The following is a 14,088-nucleotide window of genomic DNA, read 5'->3' as shown; positions in this document are numbered from 1 at the left end:
AAATAAAATTGTAACACGATCGACACAGAGAATCAATATGTCGAAATAAATATGTCATAATTCTGTAAAAATGTCATAGTTTACCACGATTTTTTAATCATTTTGTCACATTTTTTCCTAGCCGGTTCATTTTTTTACACCAGTAAAAAAGAGTTCAAGAAAACAAAGTCCTTTTGTTTTCTTGAACTCTTCTATTTTATTTCACTTCGGAGATCAATCCGGTATCCACATCATACACAGCTCCTGAGATAATGACATCCTCTGGAATCAAAGGGGAATTCTTGAGAAGCTCCATATCCTCGCGAACGCTCTCTTTAATATCTTGAAAGGGGAGAAAATCGCGCTCTCCAACATCTACTCCCAGTTCTTTCTTTAAATGTTCCCGGAAACCTTCGTTTTCAAAGGTTTGTGCGCCACAGTCTGTATGGTGCAAGACAACAATTTCACGGGTTCCCATTTGCTGCTGGGAAATGACCAAGGAGCGGATCATGTCATCGGTCACGCGCCCTCCAGCATTCCTCAAAATATGGGCATCTCCAAGAGCTAAACCCAGTGCTGGTGCCACGTGAAGGCGAGAATCCATACAGGTCACGATGGCAACTTGTGTTTTCGGCTTAATCGGCAGACGGAGGTCTCCATGTAGAGCCACATAAGCTTGGTTGGCTGTTAAAAAATTATCAAAATAAGACATGGTCTCTCCTTTATTCCTTTGAATGTCAAATCATCTATTATTTTATCATATTCCCTTCTTTCTGTCAGGTGCTATCTGCTCATATTTGTCACATCGGAAAAAGAGAGTGGGACTAAAATCGGTCATTCGTTAGAATTCGATTTTGTCGTCCCACCTCCGCACAGTTGAGTAGGGCTGTAAAAGCTGATGAAATCAGCGTAGTACACATAATCACTGCGTCTTGCTCGACAATCCAAAGACAATTGAGAGGCTAGGACTTTTGTCCCAGCCTCTTTTCTTCTATCAAAATACTTTCTTCAAGACTTCAGCTAGTGTAGTCACACCGACCACTTGGATACCTGATGGTGTCGTGATCCCCGTCAGAGAATTTTTAGGTACATAAATCTTGGTGAAACCGAGCTTAGCAGCTTCATTGATCCGTTGTTCGATCCGATTGACTCGGCGGACTTCTCCGGTCAAGCCCAACTCTCCAACGAAACACTCTTGCGGGTTGGTTGGCTTGTCCTTGTAGCTCGAGGCAATGGCAACTGCAACCGCTAGGTCGATAGCCGGCTCATCCAACTTGACACCACCTGCAGACTTGAGGTAGGCATCCTGATTTTGAAGGAGCAAACCCGCTCGTTTTTCTAGCACCGCCATGATGAGACTAGCTCGATTGAAATCAAGCCCCGTTGTCGTCCGCTTGGCATTTCCAAACATGGTCGGTGTCACCAATGCCTGCACTTCAGCTAGAATCGGACGGGTCCCTTCCATAGTGACAACGATGGACGATCCAGTCGCCCCATCCAGGCGCTCTTCTAGAAAGACCTGGCTCGGATTAAGGACCTCGACCAGGCCACCTGACTGCATCTCAAAGATCCCAATCTCATTTGTTGAGCCAAAGCGGTTTTTGACCGCTCTCAGGATCCGGAAGGTGTGGTGGCGCTCGCCTTCAAAGTAGAGCACCGTATCCACCATGTGCTCCAACATACGCGGGCCTGCCAAGGTTCCTTCCTTTGTTACGTGCCCAACGATAAAGATGGCAATGTTATTAGTCTTAGCCAGCTGCATGAGCTCAGCGGTTACTTCACGTACCTGGGAAACCGATCCTTGAACCCCTGAAATCTCAGGAGACATAATCGTCTGAATAGAGTCAATGATCAGAAAATCAGGCTGGATGCGCTCTACTTCTGCTCGCACGCTCTGCATATTGGTCTCGGCATAGAGGTAAAACTCGCTATCGATATCTCCCAATCGCTCTGCCCGAAGTTTGATCTGCTGGGCCGACTCCTCCCCACTGACATAGAGAACCGTTCCCACTTGAGACAGTTGGGTTGATACTTGAAGGAGAAGGGTTGATTTCCCAATCCCTGGATCTCCCCCGATTAGGACCAGACTTCCTGGCACCACACCGCCCCCAAGGACGCGGTTGAATTCTTCCATCTCGGTCTTGGTACGATGGACATTGATGGAGGTCACATCCGCCAATTTCATGGGTTTGGTTTTTTCACCTGTCAAGGATACCCGGGCATTCTTCACCTCAGCAACCTCGACTTCCTCGACAAAGGAAGACCAAGAACCACAGTTAGGACAGCGCCCTAAATACTTAGGTGAATTATAGGCACAATTTTGACACACAAACGTCGTTTTTTTCTTAGCTATGATGATTCTCCTTCTACTGCGACTCCTATAGAGCGCCACTTATACAATGTATTTTGAAATCTCTTCTGGTTGGCAACTCCGACAGCAGACAAATCGACAGAAACCTGATAATTCTCCTTGACAGCTGCCAAAACGGAAGCCTTGACACAGCCATTGCCATCTACCCCTATAAACTCTATACTTTTAGCACTGTTTCCCTCTAAAAAATTTTTTAAATCTGGATTAGTAAAGCAAGAAGCCCGACGCTTTTCAAAAATACGAGAAGATACAACCAGCAAGTCGGTCGCAAATTTCTTCTTTCTATCTTTTCTCTCCCAGAAAAAACGATTGAGAATATAGACAACTCGGTCGCTAGGATAGGTAGCAATTTTGTCATTTACAGCTGCAGTCAGTTTTTCATGATATGCTTTTCCTACAGCAACGTAATCTGACTGCATGTCTACAACTAATAAATAGTCTGCCATTTTATTCCTTTATTTCCCCGTACTTCCAAATCCACCAGTCCGCACGCCGGCTGCCTCATCTCCATCTGCAATTAAGAAAGGAGCAAAGACAGCCTGAACCACGCGTTCCCCGACTTCAAGGACGACTTCTTGGTCGGTGATGTTTTTCATCTGAGCAAAGATATGACCTTCATTTCCAGGATTGCCGTAGTAGTCTCCATCGATAACCCCCACAGAGTTGATCAAGACCAGGCCTTTTTTGCGAGGGTTAGAGGAACGGTCGTAGAGATAGAGCACCTCACCCGCTTGCATATAGGCCTTGACCCCAGTTGGAACGAGGACGATCTCTCCTGGTGCAATCACTGTGCGCTCGGCTACCTTCAAATCATAGCCAGCCGCATGGGCCGTCTCCCGTTTTGGAAGCAAGTCCTGATTGGTATAGCTTGATACAAGTTCAAATCCACGAATTTTTGTCATCATGATTCCTCTTTCATTCTAAATAGTTTCTATCTCTTCTATTATACCATCACTTTGCCCTAGCGTCTCTCCTATACTACTATTCGTATTTTTTTAGTTTTTTTGGAAAATTATTGACAGTTTCGTGTATGCTTTCTGAAAATTATAGTAAGTAAATGAAAATATATTTTATTATATGATTTATGCCAAAAATCGCCCTTTAAAGCTTGAAGCTACTCATCATTTTTGCTATAATTCCCTTTGTAGGGAATAATTTTAAAACTAAAATATTTTTCTTACTAAAACAAATATATGGAGGTCTTTCTCAAGATTCAATTTGGAAACTTGAGATCTTACGGAGCGGATACAGATCTCGACCAGTTTGACCATATTGTATAGTGGGAATAGGATTTTATGAAAAAAGGGGTAGATAAAATGGATAAGAAAAAAAATGTCAAAATTTTTGCATTTATCCTTGCTTTATTAACGGTTCTCTTCACTCTTAGCCTGACCAAAACATCAGCCGAGACACCCGGAGTAACCGTTACTGGTAAATTCGTGGATACGATTTCAAATATCAAAGTATCCAACAATGAAGGAGGAGATCTCAACTGGGACTTACAACAGTGGGCAACCTTCCGAATCAACGCTGATTTTGATTTGTCTGGAAAAAATGTTAAAGCAGGAGATTCAACTGTAGTTACTGTTCCAGATGCTTTGATGATTACTTCAAGTTCGTTTCCAATTAGAGATTTAAATACAAATGAAGTTATCGCAAATGCTAAAGTAAACCCAGATAATAAATCCATTACAATTACCTATACGGATTATGTTGAAAAACACTCCGATACAAGCGGATCATTCTTCTTTTACGCTCGTATCGATTTCAAAAAACACCCTCAAAAAGGTGAGGTTCCAGTAGAAATCACCATTAACAACGAAACAAAATTTGCTGGTAAAGTTTCATTTACTGGTGTCGGCGACGGAAATCCAAGACTTTTAACAAAGACTAGTTGGGTAAACGCAGGGGACCAAAGGGAAATTCAATACACGATTTCTGTCAATCGTACAAAGCAAAATATTAAGAATGCCACACTCGAAGATCACTTACAATTTACGAATGCTTCATACGTAAAAGATAGCATTAAAATTATTAAAGGTAAATTCTCTTTTGATGCTGGTGAATGGGTATTCTCTGATAGAGTTGATGTAACAGACCAACATAAGATTACAATTAGCGAAGATGGTCGATCATTTGTTATCGATTTAGGTGATGTTACTGAAAATGACCAATATCGTATTGCTTATAATGTTCGTTTAAATTATGACCCTGCCGACGGAGAGGTTTTGAGAAATGAAGCAACTCTTAAAGGTATAGGTATTGAAACCAAAAATATAACGAATGCTGCAGCCGTTCAAATTCCTGGTGGTGCTGGTCTTGGTTATGTTTACTCAATCAATATCCATAAAGTAGACGATGCAAATCAACCTCTTAAAGGTGCTAAGTTTAGAGTTGTTCGTCAAGCTAATAATCAAGTCATTGGTGAGTTTGAATCAGATGAAAATGGTAATATTGCTGTTGGCAAACTGTTAAAAGATAAATATATCTTAACTGAAATTGAAGCCCCTTCAGGTCATATCATCAAAGAAGCCGATACTGTGGTTAATGTTGAAGATTTTGGAGCAGATCATTCGGTAACCAAAACAATTATTAATCCGAAAGATAAGCCAAAAGAAACAAAAGCTACCATCGAACTTGATAAAACTCTTACCGGTCGTGATCTAAAAGACGGTGAGTTTAGCTTTGAATTGTACGAGGGTGCAACTAAGCTTCAAACTGTTACAAACAAAAACGGAAAAGTAACATTTGCACCAATTGAGTACACCGAAGAAGGTGAACACACATACACTGTTAAGGAAGTAGCTGGAAATACCCCAGGTATTACCTATGACAAGACTGATAAACAAGTAACTGTTAAGGTGAAAAAAGATGGCGACAACCTGAAAGCAGATGTGGCTTATCCAGATAATAAAACCTTCTCAAATACTTATACGGCTCCTCAACCAGCAAAAGCTAAAATTTCAGCTAGCAAGATTTTAGAAGGTGCTGAATTGAAGAATGGTGAATTCAATTTCCAATTGTTGGATGAGACCGGAAAAGTTCTTCAAACAAAACAAAATGCTGCAGATGGTACGGTAACCTTTGATGACATTTCATATTCATCAGAGGACGCAGGAAAAACCTTCCACTACACGATTAAAGAAGTTATTCCTGAAAGCAAAGCAAAAGGAATGACCTACGATGAAGGAAGTATTGATGCGACTGTAACTGTCACAAAAGATGATGCAAGCAATACACTCAAAGCTTCTGTGGCATATGGTGATAAGACATCCTTCACTAACAAATTGGTAACAACTTCAATCCCACCAACACCACCGACTGTTGACAAACCTGAATTGAAACTTTACAACATTCTATTGCACAAAGCTAACGCAGATGGAAATGCTCTTGCAGGCGCCGTCTTTGGACTCTTTGAAGCAGATGGTACAACTCCAGTTGCCAACCCATACGGCGAAGGTCAAGCGACTGCAACTTCAGATGCCAGTGGTCTGGTTACCTTTACAGGATTTGAAGCAAAAGATTATGTAGTGAGAGAGCTTACAGCTCCAGAAGGTTATCAACTATCAACAGATGTGATTAAAGTTTCTGCTAGCGAGTTGAAAGCTGCGACTAACCTCGTCGTAGACAAAGGAACAGTGGTCAATAAACCATTCACTTCAATTCCGCCAACTCCTCCAACTGTTGACAAACCTGAATTGAAACTTTATAGCATTCAATTACATAAAGTCAACAATGAAGGAAAACCACTTGTTGGAGCTGTCTTTGGACTCTTTGAGGCAGATGGTACAACTCCAGTTGCCAACCCATATGGTGAAGGTCAAGCGACTGCGACCTCAGATGCCAATGGCCTCGTTACCTTTACAGGACTTGTAGCCAAGGATTATGTTGTGAAAGAAATCACTGCTCCAGAAGGCTACCAACTTTCTGAAGAAGTGATTACTGTTTCAGCTAGTCAATTGATTGCCTCAACTGACCAGGTGCTTGATCAAGGAAAAGTAGTCAATAAACCGTTCACTGCGATTCCACCAACACCACCGACTGTTGACAAACCTGAATTGAAACTTTACAATATTCAATTGCATAAGGTGAATAAAGAAGGTAAAGCACTTGCAGGAGCTGTCTTTGGACTCTTTGAAGCAGATGGTACAACTCCGGTAGCTAATCCATACGGTGAGGGTCAAGCAACTGTATCTTCGGATGCAGATGGTCTTGTAACCTTCATAGGATTTGAAGCAAGAGATTATGTCATCAAGGAGTTAACAGCGCCAACTGGCTACCAACTATTAACGAATCCAATCACTGTCACAGCGGAAGACTATGTACAAGCTACAGACTTGGTTGTAGATAAAGGAAATGTAGTTAATGAACTAACTCCTCCGACACCTCCGACCCCGCCAACTACTCCTCCAACTCCACCAACTACTCCATCAACAGATAAACCAAAAGGTGATAAGCCTTCTGGAAGTCAACCAAAAGAAGAGAAGAAACATACTCTTCCTTCTACAGGTGAAACAGTGAGTGAGGGACTAGTAGCTGCAGGACTTGCTTTGGCAGTAGCTGGAAGCGCCTTGGTTTACAAAAAACGTGAAAATTAATTTCTAAAACAGGTTTTGTTCTAGCCCTGCTAGACAAACCTGTTTTTTTACGCGATAAATATTATTTATCATCTCCTTTAAAAATACATATTAGACACTATCACTAATGGGTGGTAAGATAAGTATTAGTAATAATGAAGGAGGAATGAATATGTGCAGAACAATTGTTGGGGTATCCGCTAATCTCTGTCCGGTGGACCCGGAAGGGAAAAACCTTCATTCCTCCGTTTCCAGCCAGTTTGCAGAAGGGATTCGTCAAGCAGGTGGACTTCCAATGGTCATCCCGATGGGGGATCCTTCCTTAGTTAAGGACTATGTTGAAACGATTGACAAATTGATATTAAGTGGAGGCCAAAATGTCGATCCTAGTCTCTATGGCGAAGAAAAAACCATCGAGAGCGATGATTACAATATCGAACGGGATCAATTTGAGCTTGCCCTACTGAAGGAAGCAGTACGCCAAAACAAACCGGTTCTAGGAATTTGCCGTGGGGTTCAGTTGATCAATGTGGCTTTTGGAGGAACACTCAACCAAGAGATCGAAGGGCATTGGCAAGGACTTCCGTTTGGGACTTCCCATTCTATCCAGACTAAAAAAGGCAGTGTGGTGGAACAACTCTTTGGTCAGGCCAGTCGGATTAATTCCGTGCACCGCCAAAGTATCAAGGATCTTGCACCGAATTTCCGTGCGACCGCCTTTGATCCGCGCGATCACACCATCGAAGCCATTGAAGCAGTAGACGGCCATCGGATTATGGGCTTGCAGTGGCATCCAGAATACTTGGTCAATGAAGAAAAAGGGAATTTAGAACTCTTCCGTTATTTATTGCAGGAATTATAATGAAGTTAGAGATTGGACTTGAGCCGATCTCTTTTTTGTGTCTAAGAAAAGACGCGCAAGACATCAGAAATAATGTCAGAAAACAGTACGGTCATCAATAAAAAAACAGGTCCATCTAGCAATGCTAGATGAAAACCTGTTTTAAGAATTATTATTCGTGGCGTTTTTTAGCAACGAGTATGCTTCCAGCACCTGCAAGGGCAAGCCCTGCTGCAACAAGTCCAGTACTTACTGTTTCACCTGTAGAAGGAAGAGATCTCTTACCTTCTCCCTTTGGAGGATTTGATGGAATCTGTTTTTTAGGCTTGTCAGTAGAAGGCGGTGGGGTCTTTCCTGTTGGCGGAGTCGGAGGAGTTAGTTCATTAACTACATTTCCTTTATCCACAACCAAGTCTGTAGCTTGTACATAGTCTTCCGCTGTAACAGTGATTGGATCGCTCAACAATTGATAGCCAGCTGGAGCTGTCAATTCCTTGATGACATAATCTCTTGCTTCAAATCCTATGAAGGTTACAAGACCATCTGCATCCGAAGATACAGTTGCTTGACCTTCACCGTATGGATTAGCTACCGGAGTTGTACCATCTGCTTCAAAGAGTCCAAAGACTGCTCCTGCAAGTGCTTTACCTTCTTTATTCACCTTATGCAATTGGATGTTGTAGAGTTTTAATTTAGGTTTATCAACAGTTGGTGGAGTAGGTGGAATTGAAGTGAACGGTTTGTTAACGACATTTCCTTTATCCACTACACTGTTTGAAGCAACCAAATCACTAGCTGCGACCTTGATGACTTCATCTGATAATTGGTAACCGTCTGGAGCTGTAAGCTCTCTTACTACATAATCTTTTGCTTCTAATCCTGTAAAGGTTACAAGACCGTTCGCATCTGAAGTCGCAGTCGCTTGACCTTCTCCATATGGGTTGGCAACTGGAGTAGTACCATCTGCCTCAAAGAGTCCAAAGACAGCTCCAACAAGTGGTTTCCCTTCATTGTTGACTTTATGTAATTGAATGCTATAAAGTTTCAATTCAGGTTTGTCAACAGTTGGAGGAGTTGGCGGAATTGAAGTGAATGGTTTGTTGACCACTGTTCCTTTGTCTACGACGAGGTTAGTCGCAGCTCTCAACTCGCTAGCAGAAACTTTAATCACATCTGTTGATAGTTGGTAACCGTCTGGAGCTGTAAGCTCTCTCACTACATAATCTTTTGCTTCCAATCCCGTAAAGGTTACAAGCCCCTTCTTACCTTCTTCATCTGATGAAGTAGCTGTCGCTTGACCTTCTCCATAAGGATTTGCTACAGGAGTAGTACCATCGGCTTCAAAGAGACCAAATACAGCACCTGCAAGAGCATTTCCATCTGCGTTAGCTTTGTGCAATTGAATGTTGTAGAGTTTCAATTCAGGTTTGTCAACAGTTGGAGGAGTTGGCGGAATTGAAGTTGTTACCAATTTGTTAGTGAATGATTTCTTATCACCATATGCCACAGAAGCTTTGAGTGTATTGCTTGCATCATCTTTTGTGACAGTTACAGTCGCATCAATACTTCCTTCATCGTAGGTCATTCCTTTTGCTTTGCTTTCAGGAATGACTTCTTTGATCGTGTAGTGGAAAGTTTTTCCTGCATCCTCTGATGAATATGAAAGGTCATCAAAGGCTACCGTACCATCTTCAGCATTTTGTTTTGTTTGAAGAACTTTTCCGGTTTCATCCAACAATTGGAAATTGAATTCGCCATTCTTCAATTCAGCACCTTCTAAAATCTTGCTAGCTGAAATTTTAGCTTTTGCTGGACTTGGAGCTGAGTAAGTATTTGCAAAGACCTTGCTTTCTGGATAGACAACTGTTGCTTTTAGGTTGTCTCCATCTTTTGTTACCTTAACGGTGACTTGTTTTTCGGCTGTATCGTATGTGATACCTGGGGTAGTTCCCTTCACTTCCTTCACAGTATAAGTGTGTTCACCTTCTGCTGTGTAAGAAATAGATTCAAAGGTTACTTTACCAGCTTTGTTGGTAACAGTTTGAAGCTTGTTAGCTCCTTCGTACAATTCAAAACTAAACTCGCCATCTACCAAGTCACGGCCTGTCAACTCTTTCTCTAATTCAATTGTTGCAGTCGTTGCGTTTGGTGTGAAGGCATTGGTAAATGTTTTGCTTTCTGGATAGATAACTTCTGCCTTCAAGGCATCTCCATCACGAGTGACTTTAACAGTCACTTGTTTTTCGGAAGCATCGTAAGTAACAGTGGCATTGTCCCCTTTAACCTCTTTCACAGTGTAAGTGTGTTCACCTTCTGCAGTGTAAGAAATAGATTCAAAGGTTACTTTGCCAGCTTTGTTAGTGACAGTTTGAAGCTTGTTAGCTCCTTCGTACAATTCAAAGCTAAACTCGCCGTCTACCAAGTCACGACCTGTCAACTCTTTCTCTAATTCAATTGTTGCATTCGCCGCCTTTGGTGTGAAGGCATTGGTAAATGTTTTGCTTTTTGGATAGACAACTTCTGCCTTCAAGGCATCTCCATCACGAGTGACTTTAACAGTCACTTGTTTTTCAGAAGCATCGTAAGCAATAGTGGCATTATCCCCTTTAACCTCTTTCACAGTGTAAGTGTGTTCACCTTCTGCTGTGTAAGAAATAGATTCAAAGGTTACTTTACCAGCTTTGTTGGTAACAGTTTGAAGCTTGTTCGCACCTTCGTACAATTCAAAATTAAACTCACCGTCTACCAAGTCACGACCCGTAAGGGCCTTATCTAATTCAATCACCGCACTGGTTGGTGTCGGTTCTTTAACAATTTTCTTGTTTGTAACTGTTTTAAGGGCTGTTTTTGTTGTTCCAAAATCTTCTGATTTGACATCAATTGGAGTTGCATCCAATTCATATCCTTCTGGAGCTTTTGTTTCAACTAATTGGTAGGCTGTATTCAACAAGCCACCAATACTTGCTTCTCCCTTTGCATTGGTTGTCAACTTACCGACAACGGCACCCGTTGCAACACGGATTACATTAAATTCAGCACCTGCTAAAGCAGTGTTTTCATCCTGGCTATCAACTTTCTTGAGGTTGATGGAGAAGGTATAACCTTCAGCCTCCCCAGTAGCAGTTTGATAAACGAATGGGTTGCTCTTTGTTTCAACAACTTTTTGAGCTTTCAAGGTTACATTATTGAGGAACTTCTCACCTTTTGCAGGGGTATAAGGAATCTTCACCTTATAAATAATCGAGTAACCTTCGCCTTGGGCTACATTGCCCAAGCTGATTTTGAAGCTCTTCTTATCTGCTCCAAACTCAACTGGCATGTTAACGATTTGCCCATTTTTCAAGTCTAATTTATACGAACTGTTAACGACCCAATTCCCTTTTTTAATCACAAAGGAATCTTCTACATAGCTCATTCCTTCTGTTTGCAATTGGTCAGTCACAACTGCTTCTGTTAACGGCTCTTTCGCTGCATTGACACGTACTTCATATTGACGTGTGATACTGCCATCTGCTAAGAGTTTTGTATCCCAGCTAACCTTGTCCAAGGTCTTTTCAGCATTCCCTGGGTCAACTACAAAGTCAACTTTCCCTACAGGGACAGGATTGTTATCCACATTCAAGGTGATGGGAACCTTGCTTGGAGATGCAGTTGCAGGCTCTACCCGAACTCCAAAAGACAAGCTACCTGAAATGTCCGAGTTTTTTTTCACATAATCTGTATATGTCAAGGTGATGGTTTTGCTTGCGGCATTAATAACTGCTTTTGCAACCACAGACTTACCATCCGGACTCATGACATCAAATGTCTGATCCTTAATAAATTTTAAATTCTGAGGGAGGGCAATGACCGCTTGATCCCCAGATTTAACTCCGTTCGGAACATTGAAAGTTAGATCAACCTCAATGTCCGTGTACTGGTCCACGGGTGACTTAGCAGGTGTGATCGTTTTACTTGTAATTTGGATCTTTCCTGATGTGCCATCCGCATTGGCCGACCGAATGTTGGACAAACCAAAGACACTAGCTAAAACTAATACTAGGGTTAGTATTATTTTTAAGCTCTTTTTCATCATAAACTCCTTTTTCTTTTTATTTCTCCTATATATCACTAATTAGAGTAATATATGTAAGAGATTGTACTATATTCAACATATAAATGCAAGCATCATCTACTAAAATTATCAAGATTCTTTCAATTATCATATTATTTGCTTTTCCTATGAATTTCAGCTAGATTCCAAAGCTTTTTTTCCTATAGTATGGTAAAATAGAAATGAAATCTTCACGAAGGAGAATACTATGGAAAAACAAACCGTTGCAGTATTGGGTCCTGGTTCATGGGGAACAGCCCTTTCACAAGTCCTCAATGATAACGGCCATGAAGTCCGTCTCTGGGGAAATATCCAAGAACAAATCGATGAAATCAATACCGCTCATACCAATCAACGCTATTTCAAAGATATCGTTATTAGCGAAGACATCACTGCTACGACTGATTTGAAAGCAGCTTTGGACGGTGTGGACGCTATCCTCTTTGTCGTTCCTACAAAGGTGACCCGTTTGGTGGCGAAACAAGTCGCTGAAACACTGGATCACCCTGTAACAGTCATGCACGCTTCCAAGGGACTAGAACCTGGTACACACGATCGGATTTCTCAAATCCTTGAAGAAGAAATTCCTGCTTCTCTTCGCAGCGAGGTGGTGGTCGTTTCTGGACCTAGTCACGCGGAAGAAACCATCGTACGGGACATCACCCTCATTACAGCTGCCTCAATAGATTTAGAAGCTGCACGCTATGTTCAAGAACTCTTTAGCAATCACTACTTCCGCCTGTATACCAATACAGATGTTATCGGAGTGGAAACTGCTGGAGCCTTGAAGAACATCATCGCGGTCGGAGCTGGAGCCCTGCACGGTCTTGGTTATGGGGACAATGCCAAAGCAGCCATCATCACGCGCGGTCTCGCTGAAATCACGCGCCTTGGCGTTAAGCTCGGAGCTAGCCCATTGACCTATAGCGGTTTGTCTGGGGTCGGTGACTTGATCGTTACCGGAACTTCTGTCCATTCCCGCAACTGGCGAGCTGGGGACGCTCTCGGACGTGGCGAAAAATTGGAAGACATCGAAGCCAACATGGGCATGATCATTGAAGGGATCTCTACGACCAAAGTCGCCCACGAGCTGGCCCAAGAATTGGATGTCTACATGCCGATTACACAAGCCATTTACCAAGTCATCTATGAAGGAAAAGATATCCGCGAAGCCATCCACCACATGATGAGCAATGAATTTAAAGAAGAAAATGAGTGGAAATAAGTCAACCACCCTATCATCAATCCTACCTTTTAGAAAGGAAACTATATGACTAAAGTTAGAAAAGCAGTCATTCCTGCGGCTGGTTTGGGGACACGCTTCCTCCCAGCTACCAAAGCTTTGGCAAAAGAAATGTTGCCAATCGTTGACAAACCTACGATCCAATTCATCGTAGAAGAGGCTCTGAAATCTGGGATTGAAGAAATCCTTGTCGTAACAGGGAAGGCTAAACGTTCGATCGAAGACCATTTCGATTCTAACTTCGAATTGGAATACAATCTCGAGCAAAAAGGCAAGACTGACTTACTCAAGTTGGTCAATGATACAACAGCGATCAATCTTCATTTCATCCGCCAAAGTCACCCTCGAGGTTTAGGGGACGCTGTTCTTCAAGCGAAAGCCTTTGTTGGAAACGAGCCTTTTGTCGTCATGCTGGGAGATGACCTGATGGACATCACTAATGATGATGCCCTGCCATTGACCAAACAATTGATGAACGACTACGATGAAACCCATGCGTCCACTATCGCTGTGATGGAAGTCCCTCACGAAGAGGTTTCTTCTTACGGTGTGATCGCACCTCAAGGCGAAGGCATTAACGGTCTTTATAGCGTTGAAACGTTTGTCGAAAAACCAAACCCAGAGGATGCTCCAAGTGATCTCGCTATTATCGGGCGCTATCTCTTGACTCCTGAAATCTTTGATATTCTTGCAAATCAAGAACCAGGTGCCGGCAATGAAATTCAATTGACGGATGCGATCGACACCCTCAATAAGACCCAACGAGTCTTTGCCCGTGAATTTAAAGGCCAGCGCTACGATGTGGGTGATAAATTCGGCTTCATGAAAACTTCGATTGACTATGCCTTGAAACACCCTCAAGTCAAAGATGATCTCAAACAGTATATCATTGATCTTGGAAAACATTTAGAAGAATCTGAGAAAGCGACCAAGGAGTAAAAAATACTCACCCTGATTTTTCGACTATAAAGCAAAGAGACCGGA

9 protein-coding genes are annotated in these 14,088 nt (G+C 42.2%); 4 read left to right on the top strand and 5 right to left on the bottom strand.

Going from position 1 to position 14,088, the window contains the following annotated elements:
- Window positions 1–196: 196 nt before the first annotated feature.
- From O3626_RS08805 to O3626_RS08790, 4 genes are all read right to left on the bottom strand, one after another.
- On the bottom strand, window positions 197–691 hold the full coding sequence (locus O3626_RS08805) for a carbonic anhydrase (protein WP_269796096.1): 495 nt from the start codon (window positions 689–691) through the stop codon (window positions 197–199).
- A 282-nt stretch (window positions 692–973) separates the two neighbouring features.
- Window positions 974–2,308 (bottom strand): DNA repair protein RadA, encoded by a 1,335-nt coding sequence (gene radA, locus O3626_RS08800; RefSeq protein WP_371496447.1) that lies wholly within the window; start codon window positions 2,306–2,308, stop codon window positions 974–976.
- A 20-nt stretch (window positions 2,309–2,328) separates the two neighbouring features.
- On the bottom strand, window positions 2,329–2,796 hold the full coding sequence (locus O3626_RS08795; protein ID WP_155200156.1) for an isochorismatase family protein: 468 nt from the start codon (window positions 2,794–2,796) through the stop codon (window positions 2,329–2,331).
- A 9-nt stretch (window positions 2,797–2,805) separates the two neighbouring features.
- A complete protein-coding gene (locus O3626_RS08790) occupies window positions 2,806–3,252 on the bottom strand; it encodes a dUTP diphosphatase (protein WP_371496464.1) in 447 nt (148 codons plus the stop codon).
- A gap of 414 nt (window positions 3,253–3,666) precedes the next feature.
- Here O3626_RS08790 and O3626_RS08785 point away from each other — a divergent pair, with 414 nt between their 5' ends.
- Together O3626_RS08785 and O3626_RS08780 are read left to right on the top strand one after the other, a co-directional pair.
- The gene (locus O3626_RS08785; RefSeq protein ID WP_371496445.1) at window positions 3,667–6,948 is read left to right on the top strand and encodes a SpaA isopeptide-forming pilin-related protein; all 3,282 of its coding nucleotides are present in this window, start codon (window positions 3,667–3,669) and stop codon (window positions 6,946–6,948) included.
- 151 nt (window positions 6,949–7,099) lie between these two features.
- Window positions 7,100–7,789: a gamma-glutamyl-gamma-aminobutyrate hydrolase family protein gene (locus O3626_RS08780; protein WP_003012927.1), complete on the top strand. Its 690-nt coding sequence runs from the start codon at window positions 7,100–7,102 to the stop codon at window positions 7,787–7,789.
- 151 nt (window positions 7,790–7,940) lie between these two features.
- On the opposite strand, the gene O3626_RS08775 is transcribed toward O3626_RS08780, so the two are convergent.
- Window positions 7,941–11,840: a SpaA isopeptide-forming pilin-related protein gene (locus tag O3626_RS08775; protein ID WP_371496442.1), complete on the bottom strand. Its 3,900-nt coding sequence runs from the start codon at window positions 11,838–11,840 to the stop codon at window positions 7,941–7,943.
- Between the two features lie 229 nt (window positions 11,841–12,069).
- Here O3626_RS08775 and O3626_RS08770 point away from each other — a divergent pair, with 229 nt between their 5' ends.
- Together O3626_RS08770 and galU are read left to right on the top strand one after the other, a co-directional pair.
- The gene (locus O3626_RS08770; protein ID WP_023919779.1) at window positions 12,070–13,086 is read left to right on the top strand and encodes an NAD(P)H-dependent glycerol-3-phosphate dehydrogenase; all 1,017 of its coding nucleotides are present in this window, start codon (window positions 12,070–12,072) and stop codon (window positions 13,084–13,086) included.
- A gap of 45 nt (window positions 13,087–13,131) precedes the next feature.
- Window positions 13,132–14,043, top strand: coding sequence for a UTP--glucose-1-phosphate uridylyltransferase GalU (galU, locus tag O3626_RS08765; RefSeq protein ID WP_371496440.1), 912 nt, complete (start codon window positions 13,132–13,134; stop codon window positions 14,041–14,043).
- Window positions 14,044–14,088: the final 45 nt, after the last annotated feature.

The sequence above is a fragment of the Streptococcus sp. 20925_1_77 genome, assembly GCF_041432125.1.
Lineage (GTDB): Bacteria > Bacillota > Bacilli > Lactobacillales > Streptococcaceae > Streptococcus.
Note: the sequence above shows the minus strand (reverse complement) of the source record. Positions and strands in the feature narration are given on the sequence as shown.